General features: G+C 62.8%; 11 protein-coding genes. 8 read left to right on the forward strand and 3 right to left on the reverse strand.

Going from position 1 to position 16,612, the window contains the following annotated elements:
* Nucleotides 1-9: 9 nt before the first annotated feature.
* Nucleotides 10-858 (reverse strand): carboxylating nicotinate-nucleotide diphosphorylase, encoded by an 849-nt coding sequence (gene nadC / locus D8U61_RS17250; RefSeq protein WP_130927371.1) that lies wholly within the window; start codon nucleotides 856-858, stop codon nucleotides 10-12.
* Between the two features lie 267 nt (nucleotides 859-1,125).
* Here nadC and D8U61_RS17255 point away from each other — a divergent pair, with 267 nt between their 5' ends.
* The 4 genes from D8U61_RS17255 to D8U61_RS17275 all read left to right on the forward strand — a co-directional run bounded on the left by D8U61_RS17255 (nucleotide 1,126) and on the right by D8U61_RS17275 (nucleotide 7,005).
* Complete coding sequence (locus tag D8U61_RS17255) at nucleotides 1,126-3,303, forward strand: DUF1631 domain-containing protein (protein WP_130927372.1); 2,178 nt, start codon at nucleotides 1,126-1,128, stop codon at nucleotides 3,301-3,303.
* Between the two features lie 64 nt (nucleotides 3,304-3,367).
* Entirely contained in the window at nucleotides 3,368-3,928 is a 561-nt protein-coding gene (gene ampD / locus D8U61_RS17260; protein ID WP_125927175.1) for a 1,6-anhydro-N-acetylmuramyl-L-alanine amidase AmpD, read from the forward strand.
* The gene (ampE, locus tag D8U61_RS17265; protein WP_076565795.1) at nucleotides 3,925-4,764 is read left to right on the forward strand and encodes a regulatory signaling modulator protein AmpE; all 840 of its coding nucleotides are present in this window, start codon (nucleotides 3,925-3,927) and stop codon (nucleotides 4,762-4,764) included. The genes ampD and ampE overlap by 4 nt, the downstream gene beginning before the upstream one ends.
* A gap of 210 nt (nucleotides 4,765-4,974) precedes the next feature.
* Nucleotides 4,975-7,005 carry a methyl-accepting chemotaxis protein gene (locus D8U61_RS17275; RefSeq protein WP_130901645.1) on the forward strand — a complete coding sequence of 677 codons (2,031 nt, stop codon included), beginning with the start codon at nucleotides 4,975-4,977 and terminating at the stop codon, nucleotides 7,003-7,005.
* 124 nt (nucleotides 7,006-7,129) lie between these two features.
* Here the strand turns inward: D8U61_RS17275 and D8U61_RS17280 are convergent, their stop codons facing one another.
* Nucleotides 7,130-7,906 carry a TatD family hydrolase gene (locus tag D8U61_RS17280; protein ID WP_130927373.1) on the reverse strand — a complete coding sequence of 259 codons (777 nt, stop codon included), beginning with the start codon at nucleotides 7,904-7,906 and terminating at the stop codon, nucleotides 7,130-7,132.
* A gap of 3 nt (nucleotides 7,907-7,909) precedes the next feature.
* Nucleotides 7,910-8,905: a catabolite repressor/activator gene (cra, locus tag D8U61_RS17285; RefSeq protein ID WP_110646628.1), complete on the reverse strand. Its 996-nt coding sequence runs from the start codon at nucleotides 8,903-8,905 to the stop codon at nucleotides 7,910-7,912.
* 305 nt (nucleotides 8,906-9,210) lie between these two features.
* Between cra and ptsP the strand changes: the two genes are divergently transcribed.
* The 4 genes from ptsP (at nucleotide 9,211) to D8U61_RS17305 (ending at nucleotide 16,476) form a co-directional block, all read left to right on the forward strand.
* Entirely contained in the window at nucleotides 9,211-12,072 is a 2,862-nt protein-coding gene (gene ptsP / locus D8U61_RS17290) for a phosphoenolpyruvate--protein phosphotransferase (protein WP_130927374.1), read from the forward strand.
* Nucleotides 12,073-13,014: a 1-phosphofructokinase gene (pfkB, locus tag D8U61_RS17295; RefSeq protein WP_130927375.1), complete on the forward strand. Its 942-nt coding sequence runs from the start codon at nucleotides 12,073-12,075 to the stop codon at nucleotides 13,012-13,014. It begins immediately after the preceding gene.
* Nucleotides 13,015-13,025: 11 nt separating this feature from the next.
* A complete protein-coding gene (locus D8U61_RS17300; protein ID WP_130927376.1) occupies nucleotides 13,026-14,759 on the forward strand; it encodes a PTS fructose-like transporter subunit IIB in 1,734 nt (577 codons plus the stop codon).
* Nucleotides 14,760-14,934: 175 nt separating this feature from the next.
* Complete coding sequence (locus D8U61_RS17305) at nucleotides 14,935-16,476, forward strand: alkaline phosphatase D family protein (RefSeq protein WP_130887762.1); 1,542 nt, start codon at nucleotides 14,935-14,937, stop codon at nucleotides 16,474-16,476.
* Nucleotides 16,477-16,612 lie beyond the last annotated feature (136 nt).

Here is a 16,612-nt window from a genome sequence, read left to right on the forward strand (position 1 = left end):
CCGCTGCGTTTAGAGGCTCAAGCGCATCGACAGATCCACCGCTTTGACATCCTTGGTCATCGCACCAATCGAAATGTAATCCACGCCCGTTTCGGCGATCGGCAGCAGCGTGCTTTCGTTGATGCCGCCGCTGGCTTCCAGTTTCGCTTTGCCGGCGGTCAGGCGTACGGCTTCGCGCATGTCATCCAGGCTCAGTTCGTCGAGCATGATGATGTCGGCGCCCGCTGCCAGCGCTTGCTTCAGCTCTTCAAGACTTTCCACTTCGATCTCCACCGGTTTGCCCGGGGCGATCTTGTGTGCGGCGGCCACGGCTTCGGCGATGCCACCAGTGGCGGCGATGTGGTTTTCCTTGATCAGGAAGGCGTCGTAGAGACCGATGCGATGGTTGTGGCAGCCGCCGCAGGTTACGGCGTATTTCTGTGCCAGACGCAGGCCGGGCAGGGTTTTGCGGGTGTCGAGCAACTTGACCTGCGTCTCGCCGACGAAGTCTGCCAGGTACTGCGCGCGCGTCGCCACGCCGGACAGCAACTGCAGGAAGTTCAGCGCGCTGCGTTCACCGGTCAGCAGTGAGCGCGCCGGGCCTTCCAGATGAAACAGCGGCTGATTGGCTTTGACCCGCTGGCCGTCGACCACTTGCCAATGCACCGCCACACGCGGATCGAGCTGGCGAAACACCGCATCGACCCATGCGGTGCCGCAGATGACGGCGTCGTCACGGGTGATGATGGTGGCTTTGGCCAGGCGTTCGGCCGGGATCAGTTGCGCGGTGATGTCGCCGCTGCCGACGTCTTCGAGCAACGCACGGCGCACGTTGTTTTCGATTTCGGCGGTCAGATCGGCGAGACGTAGATTCGGCATAACGGACTCCACAAACAAAGTGGTTCGATTATAGGGGCAGGGCGCGAGCCAACCCAAGGCGAGAACGTGCGTGCCTGGCGCATCTGGTCGATTTTCCTGCGCTGAGTGCGAGGTGTATGGCGTATAGGGGAAACCCTGAGGCCTATAGCATCGCCGGCCTCTTTTGCCAGATAATCCGCCTTGTATTTGACGTCATGGCTTTGACGAACGACTCCGCTGGGGCAGTGTCGAAAGCGACGAACCGAATCACCGTTCCAGGAGGCTTGGATGCGCAACGACGGGAAAGTGGTGCCTTTGCACCGGGCGACTGCCGATTTGGCGGACCACTCGCCGCTTGCCCGCTTGCCGGTGATTCTGCTGCAGGTTCGCGACAAGGCTGCGCAGCAGCTGCGCCACGATTTGCAGGAGCTGTTCGATAACGCCGACGACACGCTGTTCGAAATGGCCGACCGGGCGCGCAACGACGTCGATCAGAACATCTTTTTCGAAGCCATGCGCGACCTGCGCCTCAAGCGCAAGAATATCGAGCGCGGCTTTCTTGAACTGTTCTTTGAAGCCTTCGCCGGCCTTACCCAATACGACCCCGCCGCCAACACTCTGCCACGCACGCCGGTGGTCGAAGAGTCGGCGCCGCGCACCGATGCCATGGAGCGTACCGTGGCCGTGCAGACCATGGTCAGTCGCGTGCTCAAGCGCGACGGCTTCGCTCTCGATCAACTGACCGCACGCTTCAGCTCGATGCTCGGCAAGCGTCTGGACGATCAGCACAACCCGCTGAGTCCGGCGATGCTCTGCGAATATTTCCTGCAGGCCGGGCGTAACCTCGGCGTCGAGATCAAGGTCAAGCTGATCCTGCTCAAACTGTTCGAACGCTATGTGCTGGCTGACACCGAGCAGCTGTATGGCGAGGCCAATCAGCTGTTGCTCGCGACCGGCGTGTTGCCACATCTGAAGCCCGCCGTGGCTCGTCGCATGGTCGAGCCTGCGGACAGCGACACATTGATTGAAGATCTCGACGAGCCGCCAGCGGACGAAGGCATCGAGGAAGTGTTCGCCGCGATGCAGCAATTGCTCGCCCAGGTCCGCGGCCGCGTCACACCGACCCTGGAGCCCGGCGCCCCGGCGCATCCGATCAACACCCGCGACCTGTTGCGTTTGTTGTCGCACTTGCAGCAATACGTACCGGCGCTGGAGGCTCAGGAAGATTTCGATCTGCGCCATCAGCTCGAGCAACTGCTGACCCGGGTCAGCGTCAGAAGTGGCCGCTCCCGTGTCGTCGCGCCTGCAGACGAAGACGTGATCAACCTGATCGCCATGGTCTTCGACTGTATCCTCGATGATCGCAACGTGCCTGATGCGCTTAAGGCGCTGATTGCCCGATTGCAGATTCCGATGCTCAAGGTCGCCGTGCTGGACAAGAGTTTCTTCAGCCGCAGCACGCACCCGGCGCGGCGCCTGCTCAACGAAATCGCCGAGGCCGCAATGGGCTGGAGCGATTGCGACGGCGCTGAGCGCGACAGCCTCTACGTGCGCATCGAGCAAGTGGTGCAACGCTTGCTGAGCGAGTTTGTCGACGACCCGGCGATCTTCTCCGAACTGCTCGCCGACTTCCTCGCCTTCACTCAGGAAGAACGCCGTCGCACTGAACTGCTGGAACAACGCTTGCGGGACGCCGAGGAAGGCCGGGCGAGGGCCGAGCTGGCTCAGCGGCGTGTCGCGCAGGCGTTGCAACAGGCGCTACTGGGCAAAGTGCTGCCGGCGACGGTGGTGAGTTTCGTCCAGCAGGCCTGGAGCAAAGTGCTGTTGCTGACCTGCCTCAAGCATGGCGATCAGTCTGCCGAATGGCACGCCGACGTGCAGACCATGGAACAGTTGGTCTGGAGCGTGCAGCGCCATGACGACGGCGAATCCAGCCTGCGCCTGCTGGCACTGGTCCCGGGTTTGCTCAAGTCACTGCGCGATGGCCTGAGCAGCACCGCGTTCGACCCGTTTGCCACCAGCGAATTTTTCAGTGAGCTGGAGGCTCTGCACGTACGCGTGCTGGAACGTTCCGACGATGCCGAGCACAGCGCCATGCCGCTGATGGAAGTCACGCCCGAGGTCTTGCAGCACAGTGCCGACCAGGCAGCAGCCACCCCGGCGCCGCGCCTGGCGCAAGACGCTGCCGGTCTGTCTCAGGTCGAGCAGTTGCGTGTGGGCCACTGGGTGGTGTTCGACGCAGACGACGAACAGAGCTTGCGTTGCAAACTCGCCGCGATCATCGAAGAGACCGGCAAATATGTCTTCGTCGACCGCACCGGGACGAAGGTGCTGGAGCACAGCCGCACCGACCTCGCCTTGGCTTTCAGCCGTGGCGCCGCGCGTGCGCTGGATGACACCTTGCTGTTCGACCGCGCACTGGAATCGGTGCTGGGCGACCTGCGGCGACTCAATCGCGGCAAGTGATCGCGCGGCGGGGGCGGATCGCGGCATACTGGGCGCCCACATGGTCGGCGTTGAAGGAATCGGTATGCAGTTGGATCCCGCGAGCGGGTGGTGTCATGGCGTGCAGATCTGCCCGTCGCCCAACTTCAATGAGCGCCCGGCGGGCGAAGTGTCCCTGTTGGTCATCCACAACATCAGCCTGCCGCCGGCGCAATTCGCCACGGGCAAGGTGCAGGAATTTTTCCAGAATCGTCTGGATGTCACCGAACACCCGTACTTTGCAGGCATCGCTGACCTGCGCGTCTCGGCGCATTTTCTGATCGAACGTGACGGCAAGGTCACCCAGTTTGTCTCTTGTCTTGCGCGGGCGTGGCATGCAGGCGTTTCAGTGTTCGAGGGTCGTGAAACCTGTAACGATTTTTCCGTCGGCATCGAGCTGGAAGGCACCGATGATCTGCCGTTCACCGACGAGCAATATCGCGCGTTGACTGCGCTGACCCGGCAGTTGCAGAAACGTTTTCCGGCGATCACCGCTCAGCGTATCTGTGGCCACAGCGATATCGCTCCGGGGCGCAAGACCGATCCGGGACCAGCATTCGACTGGGCACGCTACCGCGCAGCCCTGGCAAAAGAGGAAGGACAATGAGTTTTCTGGTGTTACTGCTGGCGGTGTGGATCGAGAAGTTTTCGGCCCTGCGCCATCGGCTTCAACGCGACGGCGGATGGATCCGCGAACTGCACAAACTCGAAAACAGCAAACGGCTGGCCAGGCAACCGTGGCTGGTGCTGACGATTCTGGTGCTGTGCCCGGTGGCGTTGCTGGCGCTGTTGCTGCTGGTGCTGGAACCGGTGGCGTACGGTCTGCTGGCGCTGCCGGTGCATTTGCTGGTGGTGATTTACAGCCTCGGGCGTGGCGACCTGCTCGGCGGCCTCGGACCGTTCCGCGACGCCTGGCGCCGTGAGGATCTGCAAGCGGCGGCCCACGTGGCCAAGCGCGACCTGGACATCTGCGCCGACAGCGGCGAGCAATTGCTTGAACAAGTGCAGGGGCATCTGCTGTGGCAGGCCTATCAGAGTTTTTTTGCGGTGATCTTCTGGTACTTCCTCCTCGGTCCGGTGGCGGCATTGGCCTATCGCTTGCTGGCGCTGGCCGAAGAGCACGGCAGCAATCCGGCGCTGGTCGAGCGTGCTGCGCAGTTGCGTCATGCCTTCGATTGGGTGCCGGTGCGTTTGCTGGCGGCGAGTCTGGCCTTGGTCGGCAACTTCGTCGCGGTCAGCCGGGTGATGCTGCATGAGCTGCTGAACTGGAACATCAGCGCTGCGCAGTTGATCAACAAGGTCGGCCTGGCAGCCGGGGAAGTTCCACCGCCAGTGGTCGGCCCGGACGGCATCAACACCCTCGATTGCCTGTGGGAACTGCTGCTGCGCGCGGCGGTGCTGTGGTATGCCGGGTTTGCCTTGTGGACGGTTCTGGTTCACTGATAAGCCAGCGTGAAACTCATTGTGGCGAGGGGATTTATCCCCGATGGGCTGCGTCGCAGCCCTGAAAACCCTGTTCCACCATGCATCAGTAACCATAAGTTACAAAACCTCCCGCCGATTTACGCTATACAGAGATAGCGCCCGATAGTGGCTATCTGCTGTCGTCCCGCGCCTGCCAATAAAAACAAGAAAAACCAAGGGAGACTTCCAGTGAAGAGCTTGCTCTATCCCGCCGTCTCGCTGATGAACCGTCTGAGCTTCGGCATGAAGTTCAGCCTGATCAGCGTGCTGTTCCTGGTGCCGATGCTGGTGACCAATTTCTATCTGGTACGCGACTCCTATCGCGAATTTCAGGGCACCCGCGTCGAACTGCAAAGTCTCGACCTGCTGGGCAGCAGCCTGACCCTGCGTCGGGATCTGGAGACCCTGAACAATCTGGTGCAGATCGATGTCACCCTCGGCCAGTCCGGCAAGGCCGGCAATGTCGAAGCGCAGATCCAGACGCTGGAGCAGGCTGTGCTCGCGCGCCTCGAAGGGCTGACGGCGATGACCGAAGATCCCGAGCAGATCAAGCAGTTCGAGGCCAAGCGCGATGAAATGATCGCCGCGTTCAAGGCCCAGCAGGCGGAGACTTCGCTGCAAAGCAAAAGCGCGTTGATCGGCAAGTTGCTGGCCAATGCGCAGATTTTCAGCCAGATCATCACCAGTCAGGCCGGGTTGAGCCGCGACAACCAGAGCGACATTCGTCAGCTCAGCGAACTGGTCACGCTGATTACCCCTAGCGTCACGCAAACTCTCGGCGAAGGCCGGGCGATGGGCTCGTATTCGTTGGGCCAGGGCTTTCTCAACAGTTCCTCGAGCACGCGTTTTGACGAGCTGCTGGTGCAGATCGAAAAACTCCAGGCCGAGTACGCCCTGAAACTGCAAGACGCCCTCGGCTCCAGCAACGCCGCACGCGAATCCCTCAGTGCCCAGGCTGACACCAGCAAGGCCTCGCTGAAGCAGGCCAGCGAGCTGTTTGAAGAACAAGTGGTGATGGCCGACACCCTCGATGCGCCGTGGCAGGCATTCTACGATCAGGTCACCGGGCTGATGGAAAACACCTACCAGCTCAATCAGGCCACGCTGAAATTCCTCGACAACCAGTTGCAGCAGCGTCTGGCACAGAACCGCACGCACATGATTCTGCAAGCCTCGGCGCTGTCGGTGGTGTTCGTGCTGATTTTCTATCTTTATGGCGGTTTCTACGCCTCGACCCGCACCACCCTGAAAAGCCTGGGCGCGATGATGGACAAGGTCGCGGCCGGTGACATGACCGTCAACTTCAAGGCCAGCAGCCGCGATGAACTGGGCGAGTTGGGCGAGGTGTTCAACGGCACGGTGAAGAAGATTCACGACTTGATCGAACGTGTCGGGCATACCGTCGGCGAGGTCGAGCGCCAGGCCGTGCAGGTCGAAAGCGTCTCGGCGCAGAGCAATCAGGCTGTCGCTGGGCAGCGCTCGCAGATCGAACAAGTGGCGACGGCGATGAACCAGATGTCGGCGACCTCAATGGAAGTCGCGCGCAGTGCCGCCGCTGCGGTGAGCAGCGCCCACAGCGTCAATGACGAAACACTCAGCGGGCGCGGCCTGGTGGAATCGCAACAGGGCAGCATTGCCGCACTGGCCAGCGAAATCGACCAGTCGGTGCTGGTGATCAATCAACTGGCCAGCGACAGCCAGTCGATCAGCCGTGTGCTTGAGGTGATCAAGAGCATCGCCGAACAGACCAACCTGCTGGCGCTCAACGCCGCTATCGAAGCCGCGCGGGCCGGCGAGCAGGGGCGCGGTTTTGCCGTGGTCGCAGATGAAGTGCGCACGTTGGCCAAGCGTACCCAGCAATCGACCGAAGAAATCGAGCAGATGATCGCCAAACTGCATGGCGGCGTCGGCGCGGCGGTGAAGGCCATGGGCGTCAGCCATCAGATGGCCAATGGCACGGTGGGCCAGTCGGAAAAAGTCCAGCAGGCGCTGGAGAACATTCTTGGCGCGGTGGGCATGATTGTCGACCAGAACCAGCAAATCGCCGCTGCCGTCGAACAGCAGACCGCCGTGGCCCATGACATCGACCAGAACATCGTCGAGATCAATCGCGCTGGCGAACGCACAGCACAAGGTGCACACCAGACCGAAGATGCCAGCCGTGCGCTGTCGGCGCAGGTGGTTGAGCTCAAACAGCTGATCAGTGCGTTTCGTGTCTGAAAGGCTGGAACCGGATCAAAAATGTGGGAGCGAGGCTGCTCGCGAAGACGGCGGGTCAGGCACTGACGATGTCACTGACAGATTGCTTTCGCGAGCAGGCTCGCTCCCACAGGGGACGGCGGTGTTACCAGCCGAAGACTTCGCAGCAGTTGGCGGTGCTGGCGTTGGCCAGTTGTTCAGGCGTGATATTCATCAGCTCGGCCAGCGCCGCACAAATCGCCGGCAGATGCGCCGGGCTGTTGCGCTGGCCGGGGAACATGGCGGGGGCCATGTCCGGTGAGTCGGTTTCCAGTACCACTGATTGCAGCGGCAGTTCCGGCAGCACCCGATGCATGCGCAGCGCCTGCGGCCAGGTCGGTGCGCCGCCAAGACCCAGTTTGAAACCGAGCTTGAGGTATTCCCGCGCTTCTTCGCGGCTGCCGGCGAAGGCGTGGATGATGCCGGCGCGTTTGAGTTTGAAGCGCTTGAGCGTGGCGATCACCGCTGCGTGGCTGCGGCGTACGTGGATCAGCGCCGGCAACCCGAAGTCCGCGGCCAGTTGCAGCTGCGCTTCGAACAACGCCTGTTGCTGTTCGCGATCGAGGTTTTCGATGAAGTAATCCAGGCCGATCTCGCCCACCGCACACAACTGCCGATGTCCGCGCAACCGCGTCAGCCAGTCCCCCAGCGCGCTCAAATCTTCGGGGCGATGCTGATCGAGAAACACCGGGTGCAATCCGAACGCCGCGTACAGGTCGGCATCGCTCTGCACCAGATCCCAGACCCGTTGCCAGTTGCCCTGATGCACGCCCAGCACGACGATGCGCCGCACGCCGAGGGCACGGCTTTCGGCCAGCAGCGCCGCGCGATCGGCATCGAAGTCGGGGAAGTCGAGGTGGGTGTGGCTGTCGATCAGCTCCACGATTCAGTCCCGATGAATACGCTGCTTGAAGGTCCGCGCGATGGCTTGCACGCCCGGTTGGTAGTCGTCCTGCTCGACCGCGGCCAGGGCCAGTTCCAGCGCCTTGTCGGCGATCAACTGGTGTTGCTGGGACATGGCGTTGACCGGCAGCGGCAGGAAATCCAGCAACTGCGTGTCGCCGAACGTGCCCAGGCGCAGCGGCCGCGATTTCAGCGGGAAATCATGCAGCGCATCGAACACGCCTTGCAGCAGCACGTAGGAGGTGGTCACCAGCGCGTCAGGCAAATGCCCCAGACGCTGCAGGAGTTCTTCCATCAGTTGCTTGCCGCACTCACGGCTGAACGACTCGGCGTGCTCGACCAGCACCTCACCTTTGAAATCTTTGAGAGCCTCGCGGAAGCCGGCGGCACGTTCCTGGCTGATGCTCAGCTCCGGGCGGGCGCCGAGCAGCACGATCTGCTTGGGCTGCGGATCGAGCAGGCTCTGGGTCAGATGTAGGCTGGCCTCGCGGTCGTCGCTGATCACCGAGCAGAAATGCTCCGGCTCCATGACCCGGTCGATGGCGATGATCGGCAGACCCTTGGCCTGCAACTGCCGATAGCTGTCATCACCGGCCGGCAGGCAACTGGCGACGATCAGCGCATCGCAGCGACGCGCGCGGAACAGTTGCAGCAACTGGCGCTCGCTGTCCGGCGCATCGTCGGAGCTGGCGATCAGCAATTGATAACCGCGCGCCCGTGCGCCTTGTTCGAGCAACTTGGCGATCCGCGCGTAACTGGGGTTTTCCAGATCCGGCAGGATAAAACCCAGGGTGCGCGTATGCCGACTGCGCAGGCCGGCCGCTTGCGGATTGGGCGTGAAGCCGTGCAGATCGACCACCGCGCGCACGCGCTCGACGGTCGCGTTGCTGATGCGTTGCTGTTCGGCCTTGCCGTTGATGACGTAGCTGGCGGTGGTGACGGAGACGCCGGCCAACCGCGCGATATCACTGAGTTTCAACCCGGTATTTCCTTGTTTTTTCGAGCATGCCGCGACATTTTCGCCAATCCTACCCGATAAGGGCAGTCGATTTATTGCCTGGGCAGATCCGACCAGTTGGACTTCAAGGATGAGACATTATCGAGTAACGTGCCGATCAATCTAGATTAAACGTTTCAGCAAGCGTATTTTCTACGTTTTAGACGCCTTTGGCCGGTCCTGCCGTGAAACCGCCAAAACTGCCGCTGAAAAGCGCGGCAGAGCGCCTAAGCTGTGAACCATTCAAAACAATACCTGGCGTTGAACTGCGCCAAAAAGGAGATCGCATGCTCGAGCTCACTATAGAGCAGATATCCATGGGCCAGTCGGCCGTGGATAAACCCGCTGCCCTGCAATTGCTGGCCAGTCATCTGGTCGCCGATGGTCTGGTAGCTGACGGCTACCTCGCCGGCCTGCAGGCCCGGGAAGCCCAGGGCTCGACCTTTCTCGGTCAAGGCATCGCCATTCCCCACGGTACCCCGGAAACCCGCGATCAGGTATTCACCACCGGCGTGCGCCTGATGCAGTTTCCCGACGGCGTCGACTGGGGCGATGGCCAGATCGTTTATCTGGCGATCGGCATCGCGGCGAAATCCGACGAACACCTGCGCCTGCTGCAACTGCTGACCCGCGCCCTCGGCGAGACCGATCTGGGCCAGGCCTTGCGTCGCGCCAGCTCCCCCGAAGCGCTGCTTAAACTGTTGCAAGGCGCGCCGCAGGAACTGGCGCTGGATGCGCAGATGATCGGCCTCGGCGTGTCGGCCGACGATTTCGAAGAACTGGTCTGGCGCGGCGCACGTCTGCTGCGTCAGGCCGATTGTGTGAGCAACGGCTTTGCCGGCGTGTTGCAGCAAGTCGAAGCGCTGCCACTGGGCGATGGCCTGTGGTGGCTGCACAGCGAGCAGACCGTGAAGCGTCCGGGACTGGCGTTCGTCACCCCGGACAAACCGATGCGCTACCTCGGCCAGCCGCTCAGCGGACTGTTCTGCCTCGCCAGTCTGGGCGAAGCGCATCAGGCGTTGCTCGAGCGTTTGTGCGCGTTGCTGATCGAAGGTCGCGGCCACGAACTCGGCCGCGCCACCAGCAGCCGCAAAGTCCTCGAAGTGCTTGGCGGTGAACTGCCGGCCGACTGGCCGAGTGCACGTATTGCCCTGGCCAACGCCCATGGTCTGCACGCACGACCAGCGAAGATTCTTGCGCAACTGGCGAAGAGTTTTGACGGCGAAATCCGTGTGCGCATCGTCGACAGCCAGGACAGCGCCGTGTCGGTGAAGAGCCTGAGCAAACTGCTCAGTCTCGGTGCCCGCCGCGGTCAGGTGCTGGAGCTGATCGCCGAGCCGAGCATCGCCGCCGATGCCTTGCCGGCCCTGCTCGCGGCGATTGAAGAAGGCCTCGGTGAGGAAGTCGAGCCGCTGCCGGCCGTGAGTCAGCAGCGCGAAGTGATCGCCGACATCGCCGAAGTATTGATCGCGCCGGCCTCCGGCAGCCTGTTGCAGGCGATTCCTGCCGCACCGGGCATCGCCATCGGCCCTGCGCACATTCAGGTGCTGCAAGCCATCGATTACCCGTTGCGCGGCGAATCTGCCGCGATCGAGCGCGAGCGCCTCAAGCAAGCGCTGAGCGACGTGCGCCGCGACATCCAGGGCTTGATCGAACGCAGCAAGGCCAAGGCAATTCGGGAGATTTTCATCACTCACCAAGAAATGCTCGACGACCCGGATCTGACCGACGAAGTCGACACCCGCCTCAAGCAAGGTGAAAGCGCCGAAGCGGCGTGGATGGCAGTGATCGAAGCCGCCGCCAAACAGCAGGAATCGCTGCAAGACGCTTTGCTCGCCGAGCGCGCCGCCGATCTGCGTGACATCGGTCGTCGCGTGCTGGCGCAATTGTGTGGCGTGCACACCGCGAACGAACCTGAGCAACCGTACATTCTGGTGATGGACGAAGTCGGCCCGTCCGATGTCGCGCGCCTGGATCCTGCGCGAGTGGCGGGGATTCTCACCGCGCGCGGCGGTGCTACCGCGCACAGCGCCATCGTCGCCCGCGCGCTCGGTATTCCAGCACTGGTCGGCGCGGGTGCAGCGGTGCTGTTGCTCGAGCCGGGCACGCCGCTGTTGCTCGACGGTCAGCGTGGCCGTCTGCATGTCGACGCCGATGCCGCGACCCTCAAGCGTGCCGCTGAAGAGCGCGACACCCGCGAGCAACGCCTGAAGATCGCCGCCGAACAACGCCATCAACCGGCACACACCACCGACGGCCACGCCGTCGAAGTGTTCGCCAACATCGGCGAAAGCGCAGGCGTGACCAGCGCGGTGGAGCAGGGCGCTGAAGGCATTGGTCTGCTGCGCACCGAACTGATTTTCATGGCCCACCCGCAGGCACCGGACGAGGCAACCCAGGAAGCCGAATACCGTCGCGTCCTCGATGGTCTGGCTGGACGGCCGCTGGTGGTGCGCACGCTCGATGTCGGCGGCGACAAACCGCTGACGTATTGGCCGATCGCCAAGGAAGAAAACCCGTTCCTCGGCGTGCGCGGCATCCGCCTGACCCTGCAGCGGCCGCAGATCATGGAAGCGCAACTGCGCGCCTTGCTGCGCTCGGCCGACAACCGTCCGCTGCGGATCATGTTCCCGATGGTCGGCAGCGTCGAAGAATGGCGCCAGGCCCGCGACATGACCGAACGCCTGCGTCTGGAAATTCCAGTCGCCGACCTGCAATTGGGGATCATGATCGAGGTGCCGTCGGCCGCGTTGCTTGCGCCAGTGCTGGCCAAGGAAGTCGACTTCTTCAGCGTCGGCACCAACGACCTGACCCAATACACCCTGGCCATCGACCGTGGTCACCCGACCCTGTCTGCTCAAGCGGACGGCTTGCACCCGGCGGTCCTGCAACTGATCGACATCACCGTGCGCGCCGCCCATGCCCATGGCAAATGGGTGGGCGTCTGCGGCGAACTGGCGGCAGATCCGCTGGCGGTGCCGGTGCTGGTCGGCCTCGGTGTCGACGAACTCAGCGTGTCCGGGCGCAGCATTGCCGAAGTCAAGGCGCGCATCCGTGAACTCAGCCTGCCCCAGGCGCAAACCCTCGCTCAACAGGCCCTGGCCGTGGGCAGCGCGAATGAAGTACGCGCATTAGTGGAGGCCCTGTAAATGGCCAAGATTCTCACCCTGACCCTCAACCCGGCTCTCGACCTCACCGTCGAGCTGTCACGGCTGGATGCCGGTCAGGTCAATCGCAGCGAGGAGATGCACACCCACGCTGCGGGCAAAGGCGTCAACGTCGCCCAGGTGCTGGCGGATCTCGGCCATCAGGTCACCGTCAGCGGCTTTCTCGGCGAAGACAATCAGCAAGCGTTCGAAACCCTGTTCGCCAAGCGCGGTTTCGTCGACGCGTTCATCCGCGTGCCGGGCGAGACGCGCAGCAACATCAAAGTCGCCGAACAGGACGGGCGCATCACCGACATCAACGGGCCTGGCCCGGTGGTTGATGCAACGGCGCAGCAAGCCTTGCTTGATCGCTTGCAGCAGATCGCACCGGGGCACGATGCCGTCGTGGTCGCCGGCAGTCTGCCGCGTGGCGTCACGGCGCAGTGGTTGCGCGAGCTGATTGAAAGGTTGAACGCGCTCGGCTTGAAAGTCGCTCTCGACTCCAGCGGCGAAGCCTTGCGCGCCGCGTTGCAGGCCAGCCCCTGGCTGATCAAACCGAACACCGAAGAATTGGCCCACGCACTTGGCTGCGAAGTGGTGTCGCCGATCGCCGAAGCACAAGTCGCCGCAAGTTTGCACGGCCAAGGCATCGAGCACGTGGTGATCTCCCACGGCGCTGACGGGGTCAACTGGTTCAGTGTCGGCTCGGCCCTGCATGCCTCGCCGCCGAAAGTCAGCGTGGCCAGCACGGTCGGTGCCGGCGATTCCTTGCTGGCCGGCATGCTCCACGGTCTGCTTGGCGCCGACACCCCCGAGCAAACCCTGCGCACCGCCACCGCGATTGCGGCGATGGCGGTGACCCAGATCGGTTTTGGCATCAACGACGCTGCGCAACTGGCGCAGCTCGAACAGGGCGTGCGCGTGCGTCCCCTGACAGAACAATAAGAGGGTTTGTGATGAAGTTAGCCATTGTTACGGCTTGCCCGAACGGCATGGTCACCAGTGTGCTGTGCGCGCGTCTGCTCGATGCAGCGGCGCAGCGTCAGGGCTGGAGCACCAGCGTTGAAGTGGTCGATCCGGCGCACCCGGAACGCGAATTGTCGGCGGCGACCATCGAAGCCGCCGAGTGGGTCTTGCTGGTCACCACTGGCGCGGTGGACATGAGTCGCTTCGTCGGCAAGCGCGTGTTCCAGATCGCTCCGGCGCAGGCCTTGCAGGATGTCGAAGCGGTGCTGCGTCGCGGTGCTGAAGAAGCCGAAGTCTACGTCGCCAGCGCAGTCGAACCGGCGATCGATACGCCCCGTGCGCCGCGCATCGTCGCCATCACGGCCTGCCCGACCGGCGTCGCCCACACCTTCATGGCCGCCGAAGCGTTGCAGCAGACTGCCAAGCGCCTGGGCTATGAATTGCAGGTCGAAACCCAAGGCTCGGTCGGCGCGAAAACGCCACTCAGCGCAACGGCCATCGCCGAGGCTGACGTGGTGCTGCTGGCGGCGGATATCGACGTCGCTACCGAGCGTTTCGCCGGCAAGAAAATCTATCGCTGCGGCACGGGCGTTGCCCTGAAGCAATCCGAAGCGACCCTGAAAAAAGCCCTGGCCGAAGGCGCAGTGGAAAGTGCGGCAAGCGACGGCAAGGCTCCGGCCAAGTCGGAAAAAACCGGCGTCTACAAACACTTGCTCACGGGTGTGTCGTACATGCTGCCGATGGTGGTGGCGGGTGGTTTGCTGATCGCGTTGTCCTTCGTGTTCGGCATCACCGCTTACAAGGAAGAAGGCACGCTGGCGGCGGCGCTGATGCAGATCGGCGGCGAAACCGCGTTCAAGCTGATGGTGCCGCTACTCGCCGGGTACATCGCCTACTCGATCGCCGACCGCCCGGGCCTTGCGCCGGGAATGATCGGCGGCTTGCTCGCAGGCACTCTGGGCGCCGGATTCATCGGCGGGATCATTGCCGGTTTCATCGCCGGTTATGCCGCCAAAGCCATCGCCCGCTATGTGAAATTGCCGCAGAGCCTGGAAGCGCTGAAGCCGATTCTGATCATTCCGTTGCTGGCCAGTCTGGTCACCGGCCTGGTGATGATTTACGTGGTCGGCAAACCGGTCGCCGGCATGCTCGCCGCGCTCACCCAGTTCCTCGACAGCATGGGCACCACCAACGCGATTCTGCTCGGCGTATTGCTCGGCGGCATGATGTGCGTCGACCTCGGCGGGCCGATCAACAAGGCTGCCTATGCGTTTTCGGTGGGGCTGCTGGCCTCGCAGAGTTACGCACCGATGGCCGCAACCATGGCCGCCGGCATGGTGCCGCCGATTGGTCTGGGCATCGCCACCTTCATTGCCCGACGCAAGTTCGCGCAGAGCGAGCGCGAGGCCGGCAAAGCGGCGTTCGTGCTGGGCCTGTGCTTTATCTCCGAAGGGGCGATTCCGTTTGCCGCGAAAGATCCGCTGCGGGTGATTCCGGCGAGCATCGCTGGCGGCGCGCTGACCGGCGCCTTGTCGATGTACTTCGGCTGCAAACTGATGGCGCCGCACGGTGGCTTGTTCGTGCTGGCGATCCCCAATGCGATCAACCATGCGCTGCTGTATCTGCTGGCGATTGTTGCGGGGAGCCTGGTTACGGCAGTGGTGTATGCGTTGCTCAAACGGCCGGAGGCTGTCGAGTTAGCGCTGGAGCCCGCCAAGGCCTGACCGACAACACCAAATCCCTGTGGGAGCGAGCCTGCTCGCGAATGCAATCTACCAGCGACATGTATGTAGACTGGCACACCGCTTTCGCGAGCAGGCTCGCTCCCACAATGGTTAGTGGTGTCATGGCGAGTTCATATAGGCGTGCTTAAGTTTTCCCTTTTGCAGGGAGAACACCATGAGCGATTTCAATCTCGGTCGGCGTCGCGTCATGCAAGCGGTCGGCGCCGGGCTGTTGCTGCCGGGGCTGGCGCCGGCGCTGATTGCCTCGGTCAAGGATCGTCCGCAACTCACCGACGGCGTGCAGTCCGGCGACCTGCTCGGCGACCGCGCGATGATCTGGAGCCGCAGCGATCGGCCGGCGCGCATGGTGGTCGAGTGGGACACCGGCAGCCTGTTCGGCAACCCGCGCAAATTCGTCTCGCCACTGGCCGATGCGCGCAGCGATTTCACCGCCCGCGTCGAACTCACCGGCCTGCCGGCCAACCAGGCAATCTTCTATCGCGTGCACTTCGAAGATGCGCAGAGCGGCGTCGCCAGCGAACCATGGTTCGGCCATCTGCGCAGTGTGCCAACGACAAAACGCGACATCCGTTTTGTCTGGAGCGGTGACACCGTCGGCCAGGGCTTCGGGATCAACCCGGACATCGGCGGGATGCGCATCTACGAAGCCATGCGCCTGCGCCTGCCGGACTTCTTTATTCACAGCGGCGACACCATCTACGCCGACGGCCCGGTGCCCGCGCAACTGACCACCGAAAGCGGGCGCATCTGGCGCAATATCACCACCGAAGCCAAGAGCAAAGTCGCGCAGACTCTCGACGATTATCGCGGCAACTATCGCTACAACCTGATGGACGAAAACATCCGCCGCTTCAACGCCGAAGTGCCGCAGATCTGGCAGTGGGACGATCACGAAGTGGTCAACAACTGGTCACCGGGCAAGCAGCTGGATGAGCGTTATCAGGAGAAAGATATCCACAAGCTGGTCGGCCGCGCGCGGCAGGCGTGGCTGGAATATGCGCCGATGCGTTTGCAAGCGGCGGACGGCGGCGGGCGCATTTATCGCAAGCTCAGCTACGGGCCGATGCTCGACGTATTCGTGCTGGATATGCGCAGCTATCGCGAAGCCAACGACGACAACCTCGGCTCGGCAAAACCGTTTCTCGGCCGTGAACAGCTGGACTGGCTCAAGCGTGAGTTGCAGGCATCGAAGGCGCAGTGGAAAGTCATTGCCGCCGACATGCCCATCGGCCTGGGCGTCCCGGACGGCGAGGTCAGCCCGGGCGTTGCGCGTTGGGAAGCCGTGGCCAACGGCGACCCCGGCCCGGCGCAGGGGCGTGAATTGGAAATCGCCGAACTGCTCGGCTTTCTGCGCGCGCAGCAGGTGCGCAATTTCGTGTTTCTGACGGCGGACGTGCACTACTGCGCGGCGCATCACTACCACCCGGACCGCGCCGCGTTTCAGGATTTCGAACCGTTCTGGGAATTCGTCGCCGGGCCGTTGAACGCCGGCAGTTTCGGGCCGAATCCACTGGACAAGACGTTCGGGCCTGAGGTGGTGTTCGAGAAAGCACCGCCCGCACAGAACACCTCGCCGTTTGCCGGGTTTCAGTTTTTTGGTGAGGTGAATATTGAAGCGCAGAGCGGGGAGATGAGCGTGGTGTTGCGGGATCTGGATGGGGTAGCAGTGTTTGAGCAGAAGTTGCAGCCTGTTTAATCACGCTGGGATCAAAAGCCCCTCACCCCAGCCCTCTCCCGGAGGGAGAGGGAGCCGACCGAAGTGTCTTGCGTCATGCATCGACCTGGAAGACCGAGGTGATTGTGGCTTTGGATTCAGTGAAGAACGCTCAGGT

This window comes from Pseudomonas sp. Sample_14, assembly GCF_004307515.1.
GTDB classification, from domain to species: Bacteria; Pseudomonadota; Gammaproteobacteria; order Pseudomonadales; family Pseudomonadaceae; genus Aquipseudomonas; species Aquipseudomonas atacamensis.

Excerpts from the sequence above, each read along its gene's own strand:
- nadC (WP_130927371.1), bottom strand. The coding sequence starts at position 858 with ATGCCGAATCTACGTCTCGCCGATCTGACCGCCGAAATCGAAAACAAC.
- D8U61_RS17255 (WP_130927372.1), top strand. The coding sequence starts at position 1,126 with ATGCGCAACGACGGGAAAGTGGTGCCTTTGCACCGGGCGACTGCCGAT.
- ampD (WP_125927175.1), top strand. The coding sequence starts at position 3,368 with ATGCAGTTGGATCCCGCGAGCGGGTGGTGTCATGGCGTGCAGATCTGC.
- ampE (WP_076565795.1), top strand. The coding sequence starts at position 3,925 with ATGAGTTTTCTGGTGTTACTGCTGGCGGTGTGGATCGAGAAGTTTTCG.
- ptsP (WP_130927374.1), top strand. The coding sequence starts at position 9,211 with ATGCTCGAGCTCACTATAGAGCAGATATCCATGGGCCAGTCGGCCGTG.
- pfkB (WP_130927375.1), top strand. The coding sequence starts at position 12,073 with ATGGCCAAGATTCTCACCCTGACCCTCAACCCGGCTCTCGACCTCACC.
- D8U61_RS17300 (WP_130927376.1), top strand. The coding sequence starts at position 13,026 with ATGAAGTTAGCCATTGTTACGGCTTGCCCGAACGGCATGGTCACCAGT.
- D8U61_RS17305 (WP_130887762.1), top strand. The coding sequence starts at position 14,935 with ATGAGCGATTTCAATCTCGGTCGGCGTCGCGTCATGCAAGCGGTCGGC.